Origin of the sequence: Vibrio sp. 10N.261.54.A5, from assembly GCF_041471145.1 — a bacterium.
In the GTDB taxonomy this organism is placed as follows: Bacteria; Pseudomonadota; Gammaproteobacteria; order Enterobacterales; family Vibrionaceae; genus Vibrio; species Vibrio crassostreae_C.
Genome location: NZ_JBFRNU010000017.1, coordinates 112,963 through 129,639 on the forward strand (window position 1 = coordinate 112,963; position 16,677 = coordinate 129,639).

The following is a 16,677-nucleotide window of genomic DNA, read 5'->3' on the forward strand; positions in this document are numbered from 1 at the left end:
TCTCGGAAGAAGTTGCGTAGAGTAAGAGCAATGAGTCATATACTAGATAAAATCGATACAGTTTACCCGTTTCCGCCTAAGCCAGTTCCATTGAGCGACGCTCAGAAACAGGCCCACATCGCAAACATCAAAAAACTACTTCAAGAAAAAGATGCAGTTCTAATTGCACACTACTACACCGATCCTGAAATTCAGGCTCTGGCAGAAGAAACTGGTGGTTTCGTTGGCGATTCATTAGAGATGGCTAAGTTCGGTAACCGTCACTCAGCAAGCACTTTGATCATCGCTGGTGTTCGTTTCATGGGTGAGTCTGCAAAGATTCTTACTCCTGAAAAACGCATTTTAATGCCAACACTTGAAGCTGAATGTTCGCTTGATCTTGGCTGCCCAGCTGACAAATTTACAGAATTTTGTGATGCTCACCCTGACCACACTGTGGTTGTATACGCGAACACCTCTGCAGCTGTTAAAGCTCGTGCAGACTGGGTAGTTACGTCGAGCATCGCTTTAGAAATCGTTGAAAGCCTAGACGCTGAAGGCAAACCCATTATTTGGGGGCCAGACCGTCACCTAGGTTCTTACATCGCAAATCAAACTGGCGCTGACATGTTGCTTTGGCAAGGTGAGTGTATCGTTCATGATGAGTTCTCAGCTGATGCTTTGAAGAAAATGAAATCGGTATACCCAGAAGCGGCTATCTTGGTTCACCCAGAATCACCAGCAAGCGTGGTTGAACTGGCTGATGCTGTAGGCTCAACAAGCCAACTGATCAAGAAAGCAAAAGAGCTGCCTCATCCACAGATGATTGTTGCGACAGACAAAGGCATCTTCTTCAAGATGCAGCAATTGGTTCCTGAAAAAGAGCTGATTGAAGCGCCGACAGCGGGTGCTGGTGCAACGTGTCGTAGCTGCGCACACTGTCCTTGGATGGCAATGAACGGCCTTGAAGCGATTGAAAACGCGCTTGAGAATGGTGGTGAGCAACACGAAATCTTCGTTTCTGACGAATTACGCGTGAAGTCTCTTATTCCATTGAACCGCATGCTAGATTTTGCAGAGCAGTTAAATGTGCAGGTAAAAGGTAACGCGTAAGTCGTTCTTTTATCTAACCAATAAAAAAACCAGCCAATAGTGCTGGTTTTTTTGTATCTGCGTATAGGCCGCCAATATCAATCTTGTGGTCATGTATCTTTTTCTGATGATACATCTTGTTGATATCGCGTATTTTTTCTAGCATGTAAGTAAGAGGAAAAGATTAGAGGCTCGAATGATAATCTGGTTACAACTCAAACGCTGGATCAAAGCAAACATCTTTGTTTTGAATGGCAAAAACTTACTGTTCACTTTTCTTGGCTACATCGCTTTATCGTGGTCGATGCTGTATTTGGCGGGTGAAACAGATTTAACCAGTTCGGTTACCGTATTCGCTTACTACTTGGTGGTGACGGCTTCTACGGTTGGTTATGGTGATTTATCACCGACCACGGTAGCGGGGCAGTGGATCGTTATTCTATTTGTGATTCCAGGCGGGTTGAGCCTTTTTGCCGCGTTGCTCGGTAAAGTGGCGACAGAAGGTGTTGAATATTGGCGAGCGGGCTTGCTAGGAAAAAGGAGAGTTAGAGTGGACAACCACATTTTGATGTTGGGGTGGAATGAGCAAAGAACCATTCATCTCATCCGCATGCTACAACACGAAGAAACGGGTAAACGACCAATCGTGCTATGTACGCGTTCAGATATCGAGAACCCGTTACCCGGTGAAATCAATTTCGTCAAAGTAAACAGCTACACCGATGGCAAAGAGATGGAGAAAACGGGCATTGAGTCTGCAAGTTGCATCCTGATTGATAACCCAGAAGACGACATTACGTTATCTGCGGCGCTTTACTGTGCCAACCGAAACCCTAAAGCGCACCTTCTTGTTTACTTTAAAGATGAAGCGCTGAGCGATTTGTTACACAAGCATTGCCCTAACTCAGAATGTATTCCAGCGGTGGGTGCTGAGATGCTAGCAAAGGCTGCGGTAGACCCAGGTTCCAGTGCGCTTCACCAAGAATTATTGAGCTCAACAAGAGGCATGACACAGTATTCAACGTATTTCCCTGAAGACGCTGAGTCTGTCACCGTCGCGCCTATTTTCTCAGTGTTTAAAGAGAAGTATCAAGCAACTCTGATCGCCATTGATACGGGGAGCGGTATTGAACTCAACCCAGAGTTAGATCAAGTGGTCAGCAGTGGCACTAAGCTGTTTTATATTGCTGATGAGCGAATTGATGACTTCGATTGGAAAGGCTTCTAAAGCGACTATTTTATTTCGTCTGAAAACTAAAAAAGGCCTCATAATGAGGCCTTTTGGCTTGTATAAAGCTAACTGTTATTGAGCTTCAGCCAGTGCAATGCCACGCTGCGTTAGTCCGCAAAGCATCACAGGAACAGCGTTAAAGATCTCTTCGAACTGCTCTAGGCCTTCGATGCCTTGCTCTGCAAGCGTAGCAATTGACGTTTCTGGATCGTAAAGCATGCTCAGTGACAGCAGGACACCGCCAACGAGTGCGTTATCTTCGCTCTCTTCAGGCATTAGTGTTTCCCAATCGTCGCGAGCAATCTGCCAGCCTTGAAGCAAGCCTTCACAAAAATCACGAGCGGCAGTGTTCACCACTTCTTCGTCGTCTAATTGACAAGCTTCAGGCCAAACCCAAGTCCCTTCAATCAGTTCTGGGCGGGTTTTATTCCAAAGCTCGATGATAACTTCAATGTAGCTTTCTAGCTGTTCACCATCCGTAAAAGGTGCGACTTCTTCGCCACCCCATAAGAACGGTAGCCACTCATGCGGGGTTAACACATTCGGTGCCGCTGCCATTGCAGTGACAAAGCCCATTGTTTTGTGTTCTGTGATTAGCTTTCCTTCCAACTCTGGAAGCGCAAGAATATCTTGTAAAGTCAAAGTGAGGTACCGTAAAAGGGAACATATTTGCGCTTATAGTACCAATGAACTTGTGCCAATCAAGCTTCAATCTAAAAAGGCTTGATGTCATGGATGATAAACACTAGGTTTAACAGAAAAGAAAACAATAAAAGAATTATGCAGATACGGTCGTCTTTAAAGAAAAAAAGCATGGTAGCGCTTGGATTATACCTTGCGATGTTTATTGCCATTGTCGGTAGTGTGACGTATTACGTCGTAGAATCCCCTGTGCGCGCCAAATTACAACAAAACCTCGACTTGCGTACGCAACTGTTATCCGCATTGATTACAGAGCCACTCAGTAGTTCTCGAGGCTTCGTAGACAGTCTCGTTGGGTTTGCTCAAGCGCATCGTAACGGTGATGATGTTATTCCGCTATTTAAGTCCATGTTGGCGGCGAGCGACGATACAATTGTCAGTGCCGGTATTTGGCCCGAACCTTATGCGCTTGATTCTAAAAAGCTTCTCAACAGTTACTTTTTTAATAAAGCCGACGATGGAATAATCGACCAGATATATTCTTACAACAACCCCCAAAATGCCCCTTATCAAGAAGAGTATTGGTACACATCTGTCGTCAACCAAAAACAAGGCACGATCTCTTGGAGCGATGTGTATATCGATCCATACACACACGTTCGAATGATTACGGCGTCTTCCCCTTATTATTACGACGGTACTTTTGCCGGTGTTGCCACGGTGGATCTCTCGCTCGAAGAGCTGCTTGGTTTTATCAAGAACCACGCCGAAGAATACAACCTTGGCATTACGCTCAGAGATAAGCTTAACCAAGTGTTGGTTTCGCATAACTTTAATATCGTTGAAGGCATTTACATCAGTAGCAATCAATTTGGTGATTTCGGCTGGCAAGTGGATGTGGTGAACTCCAAATCACGAGTAGAAGACGAAGTGTTTCGTCAGGTGATGAGCATTGAAGGCGGTATTGTTCCGCTATTGCTACTTTGTGTCATGGCGGGGTATTACTTATTGAACCGTTATTTGATTAGTCCAATCACAAGGATTGCAGCACAGGTTGATAGTTCGAAAGCCGGCGAAATCATTGATGTGGATTACTCGAGTGATGACGAAATCGGCCATTTGATTAAAACCTTCAACGAAAAGACCATTTATCTCGAAGCGGAAAAGGTTAAAGCTCAGGCATCCACCAATGCAAAAACCGCTTTCCTTGCGACCTTGTCACATGAAATTCGCACTCCGATGAATGGGGTATTGGGTACCGCTCAAATCCTATTAAAAACGCCTCTAAATTCTGAACAAGAGAAGCATCTTAAGAGCTTGTATGAGTCCGGCGATCATATGATGACTCTACTCAACGAGATCTTAGACTTCTCGAAGATCGAGCAGGGCAGGTTGGATCTTGATGAAACGCGTTTCCCGCTTGATTCGATCATCGGCAGTATTAACAGTGTTTACTACACATTGTCTTCCGAGAAAGGGCTTCAATTCAAAGTGTACTCTGAGGTGACTTCGGGTCGTTGGTACTTCTCAGATAAAGCTCGCCTTCGCCAAATTTTGTTTAATCTATTGAACAACGCGGTGAAGTTCACCTCCAGAGGCTTTGTTGAGGTGTACCTGAAAGAAGTTGTAGAGGGGAGTGACACCTATCTGAGCATTCGAGTTCGTGATACCGGAATTGGTATTTCTAAAGAAGCTCAGAAGCGTATTTTTAAACCGTTTGAACAAGCGGAGTCTTCGACCACAAGGCGTTTTGGCGGTACTGGCCTTGGCCTCGCGATTGTGAAGAAAATTGCCCAGTTGATGGATGGCAGTATTACCGTCACCAGTGAAGAAGGGATAGGCACGAGTTTTGATGTTCGCTTGAAGATTCAGCCATGTCAGCCAGGAGAAATCGAGAGTTTGCCACATAAGAAGTTGGACTACTCTGGCTTAAAGGTACTGATCGTCGAGGACAACCGAACTAACACGGTGATCATTGAAGCCTTCATGAGCAGTAAAGGCTTTACCTGTAAGAGCGTCGAAAACGGTGAACTTGCGATACAAGCCGTGGTTGCTGAGCGCTTTGATTTGGTGCTCATGGATAACCATATGCCTGTGATGGATGGCGTTGAATCAACCACTGCTATTCGTGCTTTGATTGGCGATGTGTCATCGGTATTGGTGTTTGGTTGTACGGCTGATGTCTTTAAAGAGACTCGTGAGCGTATGTTGGGGGCAGGTGTGGATTATATTATTGCTAAGCCGATTGACGAGCGTGAACTGGATGATGCCTTGTTCCGCTATTCAAATAAGCTTTATCAATACCATGAAGTAAAAGCGGATGAGCTCGAAAGCCAAGACGTAAAACCACACGATTCGAAAAGTAAAAGCGAGTCACTGCCTAAACCTGATCTTCGCAACAAAGATAACACTGAAGAGCTGTTAGTGACGTTGTATGTGGCGCTAGAAGACAACAACCTAGAACTGATTCAATTTGCACTAGAGAGCCTACGTGTCCACGTTGAAGCTATGAACAACGCGGAACTTACTGAACAAGTCGATAAAGCGTTAGAGCAGGTTGCTTTAGGATCACCACCTACACAAGATGTCATTAATATCATTACTGTAAATCTACCTATGGCTTAAATGTTGTTTAATTACGATAAGTAAATGACGAACTGTCCAATATTTGACCTTGGTTGGATTTTTTGGTGAAAGTGACTGCTTTTAAAGTGGTTTTTGGTTGTTAATTTACAACTTGATTTTTAATTTGGAGTGTATGACTACTAATCTTGTGATTTAATAGCGACATTATCTGGTGAGGTGCAAATGTGCCTTGTTTATATGTTACTAAATCACTAATTAAGCAGTGATATATTTTAGGTTTGTCGTCAATGAAGTCTCGTGGTCCATTTTGTATTCGAAACGCAGCTGCGGATACATTTGCTATGGTCGTTTTCTGTTTTATTTCTGGCATGATCGTAGAAGTGTTTATTTCTGGTATGACGTTTGAGCAATCTCTTGCTTCTCGAACGTTATCTATTCCTGTAAACATTGCTATCGCTTGGCCTTATGGCGTTTTTCGTGATTGGTTCTTACGCAATGGTGCAAAACTTTCAGAAAGCTCATTGATGAAAAACTTGTCTGATTTGATGGCATACGTGTTATTCCAGTCTCCAGTGTATGCGGGTATTTTGTTGGCAGTGGGTGCTTCAGGCGACCAGATCGTTACGGCTGTCACCAGTAATGCAGTTATCTCGTGCGGTATGGGCGTACTTTACGGCTACTTCCTCGATATGTGTCGTAAATGGTTTCGAGTTCCTGGCTACTATCAACAAGCTTAAGAAAAGCAACAAGCGTAAGTGCAGCGAAAGAATGAAATTTGGTTTGTTTTTGATCTAATGAGTTAATTTGTAATCGAACAAACCGAAAAAGGCACTTTTTTTGAGAATGCCCCTTGACCAAAGCAAGCAGAATCAATAAAGTAGCGCCTCGTTGAGTGACATACTCAACACACAATTTGTGGAAGGATGGCTGAGTGGCTTAAGGCGCTCGCCTGGAAAGCGAGTATACGTTTATAGCGTATCTGGGGTTCAAATCCCCATCCTTCCACCACTATTCAAAACCCTAGCAGAAATGCTGGGGTTTTCTCGTTTTAGAGCCTCTATATCCCACCTCATCTGTATACCTCCCTAATATCCGTTCCTTTAATCATTGCTTTATAGTTATAATCTCTATTAATACCGTCGCAGAATTAACCATATTAGGTGTTTTTATCATAGATAATCGCTTGATTTTTTGGCGTGAACCTAGATTATTAATAGTACGCAATATTATGAATAATCTAACTATTAGGAATCCATAACCTCATGACAGAAACCCTAGTTTCTCCAATGCTCTCTTTTACGATCGCGATTTCATTACTGTTTATCGGTAAAGGTTTGATCGAGCGATCTGAAGTATTAAGAAAGTATTCACTGCCAGAGCCTGTGATTGGTGGCTTTGTCTGCGCAGCGACCGTAGCGGCGCTTTACTATATTTTTGAAATCCAAATCACTTTTAGCCTAGATGTCAGAGACTTTTTGCTTCTCTACTTTTTTGCTGGCATCGGGCTCCAAGCGGATATTAAAACACTGATTAAAGGCGGGCGACCGTTGTTCATCCTACTGTGTCTTGCTGCCATTTTTATCGTGTTGCAAAACGTAGTCGGAATGGCAGTCGCTTCTGGCTTTGGAATGGATGCGAAAGCAGGCTTGCTATCTGGGTCTGTTAGCTTGATAGGCGGCGTAGGCACAACGTTAGCTTGGGCGCCAATGTTTGTGGAAGAGTTTGGTATTGCTAACGCGCTCGAACTTGGTGTCGCTTCAAACACGGTTGGTTTAATTGCAGCGTGTGTGATTGGTGGTCCGATTGCGAACTACCTGCTCAATAAACACAAAGTAAGCCCTTCTAATGAAGAAGAGGTTACGGTTGGTGCATTCCAAGAGAGTGAAACAAAAACAGAGCTTAGCCACTACGGCGTTCTGTGGGCGTGGTTGATTCTTAACTTAACACTAATGCTGGGTTACAGCTTGAGTGAAGTTATCGACTCGATGGGCCTAAAACTGCCGTTATTCGTTAGCTGTTTGATCGCAGGTATCCTAATCGGAAACGTTGGTCGCGCACTGTTTAAGAAACGTCGTACACAAGAGAAAATCGCTCAAGGCCGCAAAGGCTTAGCGATGATCTCTGATATTTGTTTAGGCATGTTCTTGACCATGGCATTGATGGGGTTGCGTATCTGGGATCTCGATGGACTGTTTGGCTATATCTCTGTTGTCATGAGTATCCAGATCTTGCTTTCCCTGTTGTTTACTGTGTTTGTCGTTTATTACTTGATGGGAAGAAACTACGATTCTGTGGTGATATGTTCAGGCTTCGGTGGTATCACTCTAGGCTCGACCGCAACAGCAATTGTGAACATGACCGCAGTAACTCATCGATATGGCGCAAGCCCACAAGCATTCATTGTGGTGCCATTAGTATGTGGTTTCTTTGTTGATTTGATCAACGCATTGGTGATCAGTTTCTTTGTTGGTCTGTAGTGAAGTGACCGGTTATTGACTGCTTGAGGTTTACATCGGGATAATGACCACAAAGGCGATGACGAAAGTTGTCGCCTTTATTTTATCGACAGCAAGCTAAAACACGTATATCAGCCTTTGATGTGATGTCTTGAAGTGACTCGGTGCACAAGTTAGTAAGAGCAATTACGATCTTGATAAATTGGGATATATGTTCGCAGCAAATTTGTGAGACGCTTGATTAAGTGTCAGTTGAATTACAAGGAAGTTGAATGCACCACTTTAATATCCGTGCTCTCGAGTACTTAAACGCGTTATCAAAATACAGGTCGTTACGTAAGGCATCTAAGATGATGAACGTTGACCCTGCCGCGATGAGTCGAATGCTGACACAGTTAGAAGCGCAAGCGGAAATGAAAGTATGGGAGCGCAACAACCGCCAATCTCTGCTGACTGAGGCGGGGAACGAACTGTTGAACTACTATCGCTCCATTGTTCGTGGAGAGGCGGCAGTGCTTGCTCGACTAACCAAGCTTAAAAACCTCAAGGGCGGTAATGTTAGCATCGCGATTGGAGAAGGATTTATTACTAACTTGGTCTCTAAACCGATGCAAACCTTCATGGCTCGATACCCTGATATCAATTTATCGATTGAAATTGCAGGTGCATTGGATGCCGTGAAAATGTTAGAAGATCAACAGATAGATTTCGCGATCACCTATGCGTCTGCACCTCATCCTAAACTGCATTCACACGTCGAGCGTAGTCATCCGCTCGAATTGATTGCTCCGAAGGGGCACTTCCTTACGATGAAAGATGCACCAGTGGTAATGCAAGATATTCAAGACGCTTCTCTCGCCTTGATCGATAACTCGACCGGTATGGGGAGGCTGGTAAAGCAGGCTGAACAAATTTCCCATCTTACCTTGCAGCCAAAACTTCAAACTAACTCAGTCACGGCACTGACTAACTTCGTTTCAGCAGGGTTGGGCGTCACCTTTATGCCTAAGCTCACTGTGATCGATGAGATAAAGTCAGGGCAGATAGAAGTGGTTGCGACCGAGTTGGAGATGCTATCGAAGGCGACGGTTAAGGTTCAATCTTTGAAAGGCCGTGCACTAACGCTACAAGCGGAAACCTTGTTAGATTTCTTACTCGAGAACGCCACTTTCTTGAGTCATGACGCTTACAATATCTAGGCTTAATCAGTTTACTTAGCGACTCCTACCTAAGCTTTCAAATACCGCCAATATCACACTTCCAAACTGCTGGATTTGTTTTCGAGTCGAATTGATGTTTTGTCAATGCCACCTCTATTGTTAAGTCAACACATGCGGAATAAGTTACAAATTATTAACGAAACGAGTTTTAGACTGACAGCTGTGTTCGACAGATTTGGCTTTGTCAGGCATTAGGGGAAGATAATGGAAGTTATTGTAATTGGCAGTGGTGTTATTGGATTGACCAGCGCATGGTACTTGGCAAAAGAAGGTCACTCGGTCACGGTTATTGATCGTCAAGATAGCAGTGGCAAAGAAACCAGTTTTGCGAATGCCGGGCAAATTTCTTACGGTTATTCATCACCATGGGCGGCACCGGGCATCCCTTTGAAAGCGATGAAATGGCTTACCCAAGAACATGCGCCACTTAAAGTGAAGCCTTCTCTTTCTCCAGAGTTAATGTCTTGGGCGACTAAGATGCTCGCCAACTGTAATGAAGCCAAGTACGCACAGAATAAATCGCGGATGTTACGAGTCGCTAACTACAGCCGAGATTGCCTGACTCATCTAAGAATCAGTGAAGATTTGGCTTATGAGGGCAGGCAGAAAGGCACCTTGCAAGTATTCCGAAGCGAGAAGCAACTCGATGCTATTCAGCAGGATATGAAGCTATTAAAAGAGAGTGGAATCGAACACTCGCTGTTTGATGTTGAACAGTGTCTGTCAGTGGAGTCTGGTTTAGCAGACGTTAAAGACAAGCTGGTGGGCGGCCTGTATTTACCACACGATGAAACCGGTGATTGTCATCAGTTCTGTTTAGCGCTGACTGAGAAGGCCAAGCAACTTGGTGTTAGGTTCGTGTTTGATACTGAAGTGGTAAGTTTGAATCATCAGAACCAAACCATAAAGAGCATTACGACAACTCAAGGTGAATTCAAAGCGGACGCTTATGTGGTAGCTTCGGGAAGCTACTCTCGTGAGCTGCTCAAGCAAGTGGATTTATCAATCCCGGTTTATCCAGTCAAAGGGTATTCGTTAACACTTCCGATCGTGAGTGCAGATAAGTCGCCGACCTCTACAGTAATGGATGAAACCTACAAGGTAGCGATGACTCGTTTCGATGACCGAATTCGTATTGCAGGGACGGCAGAGCTTGCTGGCTTCAATTATCTTATTCCTGAAAAACGTAAAGCCACGATTGATATGGTGATAAAAGATCTTTTCCCACAGGCGGGGGATTTCTCTAAGGCAGAATACTGGACAGGGTTAAGACCGATGACTCCGGATGGTACGCCTATAATCGGCGCGACGCCTATCAAGAACCTATTTACAAATACTGGACATGGGACATTAGGTTGGACAATGGCATGTGGCTCAGGAAAGATCTTGGCAAGCGTGGTCAGTGGCTCTGCTAGTGATATAAAAACTGATGACTTGAGTATCCACCGCTATATGTAAAAGCAAGCCGTTAGTTATCTTGCCTATGGTTTGATGATATCGACATTAGGAGCATGAAGCGGATGCACCTAATGTTGTAAATCTAGGTGCATGGTTTTAAGTCTCCTCTATTTATAATCACGAGATGACTTGAGACTTAAATGATCTTAGCTCTGGCGGTAGCTCCTTATTTACGAGGTTAATAGCTTTGCGATGTTCTAATCCAATGGATCTCACTACGTCCCCGAAATGTTGGTTAAACAATAGCTCGAAATCACCACTGAGTTTGTAGTCTTGCAGTTTGTCCTCAAGTAATTGAGCCAGTTGAGCCTTGTCTGGGTGGACATAGAAGACCAGAGGAAGAGGGTAATAAAGCATAATACTTTTTTCTATGACTAACCCATCCAGGGAATAGGTATGTTCTTGGTATATGCTTTCAACTTCATTGGCTCCGAGTGACACATAATCACATTTTTTATCTGAGAGAAGTTTCAGAATCTCTGGTAACGTTCCTTGCTCTAGTACTCGATATCCATTTGCTCTAAACAGCTCAGCATCAGCCCATGTCGCAGGAATTCCAGCGATAAGTGATTTCAGTTTATTGCTGTTGATATTATGGAATGTGGGTTGATCTTGTTCCCTAATTATCAGGATACGGTGTCCTAATAAGCCTTTACAAATTGGAGAGTTGAGTTTGATTGCAGGCTTATCAGCAAATTTACGGTTTCCCGCCACCGTGACGAGTACATCATAATTCTTGCGGAATATATTTCCTTCATCCTCAGCTCTTGGAAAGTCTGTATTATCGCTGTGAACGACAATAGGTTCGTTCGGATCCCAATTCAACAAGCTATGAATTAGCTCCAACTCATAGTGCTGTCTTTTACCTGATTTATTGCCATTCCAAAAGTTAAACATAGTTGTCCTAAGGGGGAACTTACATTTTATGACTGGTATGCTGACATAGGTTTAGCGCCTAAGAAAGCGCTTTCTTTTGTTTTTGAGAGAATCATACATAGATACAGTCTATGTATGTTGAGAATCGCCACGGAAAGGCTATTTTAAAGAAAGCACATAAGTTCATTGATGGGTTAGAGGTTCGACGATTAGGAAAGACCATGGGGGTACCATTAGTGAATTTTAACTTATTGTTTTTAAATTGTTTTTCGTGTTAGTGAACAATTAATGTGACGAATGGCACTGTTGTGTATTTCTATTCTCAATCTATTCTAAATTTGTGATCTATGGTTCGTTTCACCGAAATGTAAGTTGAAGAATCATTCTATCGGCTTATCATCCACCTAAAGAAAGCGGTTTCTTGATGCGAGTTGCCGATAGTGAATACGAAAACACCCCCCTTTTTTAAAGTTAAAAGAAAGCGCTTTCTTTCTGGTTATTATCATTAAAAGGACAACGTGATGCACAAAAAGACATTGATTGCTTCGCTCGCCATTGGAGCTTTATTCGGAGCCTCTGTACAAGCAGATGAAGTTAAGCAGGGTGGCACACTAACGGTGCCAATTATCAATACTGGCTTTGTTGAAAACTTTAACCCTTATACAACTAAAGACTTGCTGCATGGGGTAATGTTTGAGCCATTGGTCGTATTCAACAACATGACAGGTGATGTTGATTATCGCCTGGCTGAGTCGGTTGAGTATTCAACTGACCTGAAAACATTGACGCTTAAGTTACGAGAGAATTTGAAGTGGTCTGATGGTTCAAAGTTAACTGCAGACGACGTTGTTTTTAGCTTTATGTTGACTAAAGAGGCACCAGCTTTTGACCAGAAAGGTATTTGGTCTTCAGGTAATTTAAAAGAAATCAAATCTATTGACGCGCGAACCGTCGTGTTTGAGCTGACGGAAGCGGATTCTACATTTGCTTGGAACTTAGAGCGTTACCATATTGTACCAAAGCATATTTGGTCGAAAGTTGAAGAGCTGACAACGTTTACCAACCTTAACCCGGTAGGTAGTGGCCCAATGACGACGGTTAAATACATTAAACCGCAACAGATGGAGCTGTGCCGAAACCCAAATTACTATTTAGAAAATAGACCTTATTTAGATTGCATCAACTTCCGTTCTTACAATGACAACTCTCAGATCCAACCTGCCTTAATCAAAGGTGAGATTGATTGGGGTTCAAATTTTATTGCTGACGTTGAGTCAACATTTGTCGATATGGATAAAGAAAATAACCATTTTTGGTATCCAGCGAATGATGCTATCCACCTTTACGTAAATACCAAAGAAGCGCCATTTGATGACCTAAGAGTACGACAAGCACTTTCTATGGCTCTTGATCGTGAAACCATCGTTGATATTGCTGCTTACGGTTATCCGACCGCAAACTTCAATGCTGGTGGCATCGGTGAGCTATACGAAACGCACATTGATAAAAATGTATCTAAGAAATATGGTTATCTAACTAAGTACGATGTTGAAAGAGCAAACGCTTTACTTGATGAAGCGGGCTTAGTTGACAAAAACGGTGATGGATTCCGCGACAAAGCAAACGGGGAAACGGTTGAGTTTGATATCGAGGTTGTAAACGGTTGGACCGACTGGATCCAAGTGGTTCAGATGGTATCTGAATACTTTGAAGAAGTGGGTGTGAAAGCAAACGTTAAGACTGTGGATTGGGCGGTATATGACAGCAATTTGAAAGAAAGCAAATATACCATGTCAATTAACTGGTCAATGGTCGCGACAAATCCAATCTTGGCGTACCAAGAGTACTTCTCAACGTCTCGAATCGGAAAAACTTGGCATGCTGGTCACGGTGTTAATTCACCAGAAATCGACGCATTGATCGACAGCTTCGGCAAAATTGGTGATGCAGAGCAGCAAGAGAAAGTGTTGAGTGAACTTCAGGAATTTACGGCTGAAAACCTTCCCTTTATCCCTCTATTTTCTAACCCAACTTGGTTCCAATACAGTACTAAACATATTGTTGGTTGGCCAAGTGAAAAAGACCCATACGTACAGCCAGTATGGTACGACGGTGGTAAGAGAGTAATAATTCTCAACAATCTACACCTTAAGTAAGTTATTTTTGAGAGGGCTACAGCTTAGGTTGTAGCCCCTAGGTTAAAAGATTTTTATGTCGTTTTTAATTCGCCGATTTGGCTTCTATTTTACCGCTTTCTTAATCGCTATCTCGTTTAATTTCATGTTGCCTCGCCTAATGCCAGGAGATCCTGTTGATGCTCTTTTCGCTGCAGCTCAAGGTCGAATGGATCCTGCTCAAATGGATGCTGTTCGTGAAATGTACGGTTTTGTTGATGGCAATGTTTTCGAACAATACTTCGCGTATATGAAAAGCGTATTCACTCTTGATCTGGGACCTTCAGTGCTTATGTTTCCTGTAAGTGTTTCAGATGTCCTTGCTATGGCACTGCCGTGGACTATGTTCCTAGCGCTTGGTTCGCTGATTGTTGCTCTTATCATTGGTGTCAGTATTGGTACGTATGCATCGTATCGACGTGAAGGGCTATTTGGACAAATTGTTCCGCCAGTTTTGGCATTTATTAGTAACTTCCCGTACATCGTGACCGCGTTACTGTTGTTCTATTTCTTCGGTTTAAAACTCGAACTATTACCTTTGGCATACACTTATGACCCATCGCTAGAGCCAGGTTTTACATGGGAGTTTATTTCTAGTGTGGCTAAACACGCTGTGTTGCCTATGGGCTCTATGGTCCTGGTTGGGATCGCAACATGGGTCTTCAATATGCGTAATGCGATGATCAATGTGTTGGGTGAAGATTACGTAACGATGGCTGAGGCCAAAGGCTTGAGTAGTTATCGTGTTATGTCTCGCTATGCTGGTCGAAATGCCATCCTTCCTGTTGCGACCGCTATTGCAATGGCAATCGGATTCTCATTCGCAGGCTCAATCATGACCGAAGTGGTTTTTAACTACCAAGGCTTGGGGAACATCCTTCTTAAAGGCATAGTTGCTCGTGATTACCCACTTATCCAAGCCATTCTTCTTATCTTGGTGACAGCGGTACTGACCGCTAACTTTATTGCCGACCTTCTATATGTCTGGCTTGACCCTAGAATCTCGAACTGAGGCGCATGATGGATAATTTAATGGATACTCAAAAAACCGCTAACCAGCCGAATATGCCAGTACGTGAGCCAAAATGGTCGTGGAAAAACGTAAAGAAAACTCTCGGTAAAGCTTACGCATTTTTCTACGGTAACCCTCCAGCCATTGTAGGTACTTTTTTACTTACGATTGTCTTAGCTGGGGCGTTATTTGCGCCTGTATTATCGACTCATAATCCAGAAAAGCGCGTAGCACGTCCACATATTGCACCAAGTTCTGAGCATATTATGGGCACTACTCGTAGCGGGCGTGATGTATATAGCCAGGTTCTATTTGGAGCAAGAAAGTCGCTTACTGTTGCGATCTCTGCGGGCGTAATCGCGATGACAATAGCAGTGCTCGTCGGGGTTTCATCTGGTTACTTTGGTGGAAAAGTCGATGAACGCTTGAACTTCGTTACTAACGTATTTCTTGTGTTTCCACAGTTGCCCTTGCTGATTGTTCTCGCCGCATTCTTAGGGCAGGTCGGTTCGCTGGTTATTACCGTGTTGTTAGGAATAACCTCCTGGCCTTGGGGAGCTAGGGTGATTCGTGCACAGACCATGGCAATTAGAAGCAAAGAATTCATCATTTCTGCAGAAGTTATGGGTGAATCAAAAATCCGCATTATTTTAGTAGAGATCTTACCAAACTTAGTTTCGATTGTTTTTGGCGGGTTCCTAGGCACGGTTATCTACGCAATGGGCTCTGAAGCTGGTCTAGGTATTTTAGGTTTAGGTGATGCAACAGAAGTGAGTTGGGGCTCTATGCTGTATTGGGCACAGACCTCTTCATCGTTATATACCGGAGCGTGGTGGGAAATGCTGGTTCCTGCATTGGCGTTAGCGATTACTGGTGGTGGACTCGCATTGATTAACATGTCAATTGACCAAGTGAGCAACCCTAAATTACGTACGGGCCCACACATCAAACTGTGGCACAAACTTAAAAAAGAAGCAGATAAACGCCGAGGCCTATAATGAGCAATCTATTAGAAATTAATAACCTGTGTGTTGATTACGTTTCTCCTAATGGCGTAGCAAGAGCCGTTAATGACGTTAGTATTTCCATTGCGCCCGGTGAAACGCTCGGTATTGCCGGTGAGTCTGGTTGCGGTAAAAGTACATTGGCTTTTGCTATATCACGCCTACACAAAGCACCAGCGCTTATCTCTGAGGGTGAAATACTCTACAAAGGGCAGGATGTTTTAAAGATGAATAACAAGCAGTTACGTGACTTCCGTTGGAATGACGTTTCTATTGTTTTTCAAAGCGCAATGAACTCACTTAACCCTGTCATTACCATCGGTGAGCAGCTAACGGACGTTATTCTAGCGCACAGAAAAATACCTTATAAACAGGCTCACGATCGTGCGGTCGAGCTGTTAGGAACGGTTGGGATTCATGGCGATAGAATGTCGAGCTTTCCTCATCAACTGAGTGGAGGGATGCGTCAGCGAGTTGTTATTGCTATTGCTTTGGCGCTGGAACCTAAACTGATCATCATGGACGAGCCAACAACGGCACTTGATGTAGTGGTTGAACGTGAAATCTTGAATGAACTGTATGAGCTTAAGAGTAAGTTTGGCTTCTCTATTCTGTTTATTAGTCACGACTTAAGCCTCATGGGCGAAATTGCTGATCGAATTGGCGTGATGTATGCGGGTAACCTTATTGAATTAGGTGATGCGAAAACGGTATTTAGTGAACCTAAGCATCCTTATACAAAAGGGCTTATCTCTTCATTCCCGACTATTCATGGGCCAAAAGAACGTCTCTACGGGATCCCTGGGAATCCTGTCAACCTTTTGGATACACCTCAAGGATGTAACTTCCAAGAGCGATGTGGCGAATGCATTTCAATGTGCATTAAAAGTGAGCCTCGTTTGGGCGCTATTGCGACTGGGCATCACGTATCTTGTCACCTAGTTTGA

The 16,677-nt window shown here is 43.6% G+C and carries 13 protein-coding genes and 1 tRNA gene; 12 read left to right on the forward strand and 2 right to left on the reverse strand.

Going from position 1 to position 16,677, the window contains the following annotated elements; translation table 11 throughout:
* The first annotated feature begins 30 nt into the window (after nt 1-30).
* Both nadA and AB4329_RS04810 read left to right on the forward strand, forming a co-directional pair.
* Entirely contained in the window at nt 31-1,092 is a 1,062-nt protein-coding gene (gene nadA, locus AB4329_RS04805) for a quinolinate synthase NadA (protein WP_017062067.1), read from the forward strand.
* A gap of 175 nt (nt 1,093-1,267) precedes the next feature.
* Nucleotides 1,268-2,299, forward strand: coding sequence for a potassium channel family protein (locus AB4329_RS04810; RefSeq protein WP_017063519.1), 1,032 nt, complete (start codon nt 1,268-1,270; stop codon nt 2,297-2,299).
* 75 nt (nt 2,300-2,374) lie between these two features.
* On the opposite strand, the gene AB4329_RS04815 is transcribed toward AB4329_RS04810, so the two are convergent.
* On the reverse strand, nt 2,375-2,944 hold the full coding sequence (locus AB4329_RS04815) for a UPF0149 family protein (RefSeq protein WP_017062064.1): 570 nt from the start codon (nt 2,942-2,944) through the stop codon (nt 2,375-2,377).
* Nucleotides 2,945-3,115: 171 nt separating this feature from the next.
* Between AB4329_RS04815 and AB4329_RS04820 the strand changes: the two genes are divergently transcribed.
* The 6 genes from AB4329_RS04820 (at nt 3,116) to AB4329_RS04845 (ending at nt 10,664) form a co-directional block, all read left to right on the forward strand.
* The gene (locus tag AB4329_RS04820) at nt 3,116-5,569 is read left to right on the forward strand and encodes an ATP-binding protein (RefSeq protein WP_372116035.1); all 2,454 of its coding nucleotides are present in this window, start codon (nt 3,116-3,118) and stop codon (nt 5,567-5,569) included.
* A 248-nt stretch (nt 5,570-5,817) separates the two neighbouring features.
* A complete protein-coding gene (locus AB4329_RS04825; RefSeq protein WP_017062062.1) occupies nt 5,818-6,267 on the forward strand; it encodes an L-alanine exporter AlaE in 450 nt (149 codons plus the stop codon).
* Nucleotides 6,268-6,447: 180 nt separating this feature from the next.
* Nucleotides 6,448-6,538, forward strand: a tRNA-Ser gene (locus tag AB4329_RS04830).
* Between the two features lie 254 nt (nt 6,539-6,792).
* The gene (gltS, locus tag AB4329_RS04835) at nt 6,793-8,007 is read left to right on the forward strand and encodes a sodium/glutamate symporter (protein ID WP_017062061.1); all 1,215 of its coding nucleotides are present in this window, start codon (nt 6,793-6,795) and stop codon (nt 8,005-8,007) included.
* A 251-nt stretch (nt 8,008-8,258) separates the two neighbouring features.
* A complete protein-coding gene (locus AB4329_RS04840; protein ID WP_136973584.1) occupies nt 8,259-9,185 on the forward strand; it encodes a LysR family transcriptional regulator in 927 nt (308 codons plus the stop codon).
* Nucleotides 9,186-9,410: 225 nt separating this feature from the next.
* Nucleotides 9,411-10,664 (forward strand): D-amino acid dehydrogenase, encoded by a 1,254-nt coding sequence (locus AB4329_RS04845; protein WP_372137745.1) that lies wholly within the window; start codon nt 9,411-9,413, stop codon nt 10,662-10,664.
* A gap of 117 nt (nt 10,665-10,781) precedes the next feature.
* Here AB4329_RS04845 and AB4329_RS04850 read toward each other — a convergent pair whose 3' ends face one another.
* Entirely contained in the window at nt 10,782-11,561 is a 780-nt protein-coding gene (locus AB4329_RS04850) for a hypothetical protein (RefSeq protein ID WP_017071751.1), read from the reverse strand.
* Between the two features lie 500 nt (nt 11,562-12,061).
* Between AB4329_RS04850 and AB4329_RS04855 the strand changes: the two genes are divergently transcribed.
* From AB4329_RS04855 to AB4329_RS04870, 4 genes are read left to right on the forward strand one after another with little or no spacing between them, the layout of a single operon-like run.
* Nucleotides 12,062-13,696 carry an ABC transporter substrate-binding protein gene (locus AB4329_RS04855; protein ID WP_017071752.1) on the forward strand — a complete coding sequence of 545 codons (1,635 nt, stop codon included), beginning with the start codon at nt 12,062-12,064 and terminating at the stop codon, nt 13,694-13,696.
* A gap of 55 nt (nt 13,697-13,751) precedes the next feature.
* On the forward strand, nt 13,752-14,726 hold the full coding sequence (locus AB4329_RS04860) for an ABC transporter permease (RefSeq protein WP_017071753.1): 975 nt from the start codon (nt 13,752-13,754) through the stop codon (nt 14,724-14,726).
* A gap of 20 nt (nt 14,727-14,746) precedes the next feature.
* Nucleotides 14,747-15,724 (forward strand): ABC transporter permease, encoded by a 978-nt coding sequence (locus AB4329_RS04865; protein ID WP_371957688.1) that lies wholly within the window; start codon nt 14,747-14,749, stop codon nt 15,722-15,724.
* Nucleotides 15,724-16,677 (forward strand): ABC transporter ATP-binding protein, encoded by a 954-nt coding sequence (locus tag AB4329_RS04870; protein ID WP_048659634.1) that lies wholly within the window; start codon nt 15,724-15,726, stop codon nt 16,675-16,677. Before AB4329_RS04865 ends, AB4329_RS04870 begins: the two co-directional genes overlap by 1 nt.

Excerpts from the sequence above, each read along its gene's own strand:
- AB4329_RS04845 (WP_372137745.1), top strand. The coding sequence starts at position 9,411 with ATGGAAGTTATTGTAATTGGCAGTGGTGTTATTGGATTGACCAGCGCA.
- AB4329_RS04840 (WP_136973584.1), top strand. The coding sequence starts at position 8,259 with ATGCACCACTTTAATATCCGTGCTCTCGAGTACTTAAACGCGTTATCA.
- gltS (WP_017062061.1), top strand. The coding sequence starts at position 6,793 with ATGACAGAAACCCTAGTTTCTCCAATGCTCTCTTTTACGATCGCGATT.
- AB4329_RS04825 (WP_017062062.1), top strand. The coding sequence starts at position 5,818 with ATGAAGTCTCGTGGTCCATTTTGTATTCGAAACGCAGCTGCGGATACA.
- AB4329_RS04855 (WP_017071752.1), top strand. The coding sequence starts at position 12,062 with ATGCACAAAAAGACATTGATTGCTTCGCTCGCCATTGGAGCTTTATTC.
- AB4329_RS04870 (WP_048659634.1), top strand. The coding sequence starts at position 15,724 with ATGAGCAATCTATTAGAAATTAATAACCTGTGTGTTGATTACGTTTCT.
- AB4329_RS04850 (WP_017071751.1), bottom strand. The coding sequence starts at position 11,561 with ATGTTTAACTTTTGGAATGGCAATAAATCAGGTAAAAGACAGCACTAT.
- AB4329_RS04865 (WP_371957688.1), top strand. The coding sequence starts at position 14,747 with ATGGATACTCAAAAAACCGCTAACCAGCCGAATATGCCAGTACGTGAG.
- nadA (WP_017062067.1), top strand. The coding sequence starts at position 31 with ATGAGTCATATACTAGATAAAATCGATACAGTTTACCCGTTTCCGCCT.
- AB4329_RS04860 (WP_017071753.1), top strand. The coding sequence starts at position 13,752 with ATGTCGTTTTTAATTCGCCGATTTGGCTTCTATTTTACCGCTTTCTTA.
- AB4329_RS04810 (WP_017063519.1), top strand. The coding sequence starts at position 1,268 with ATGATAATCTGGTTACAACTCAAACGCTGGATCAAAGCAAACATCTTT.
- AB4329_RS04820 (WP_372116035.1), top strand. The coding sequence starts at position 3,116 with ATGGTAGCGCTTGGATTATACCTTGCGATGTTTATTGCCATTGTCGGT.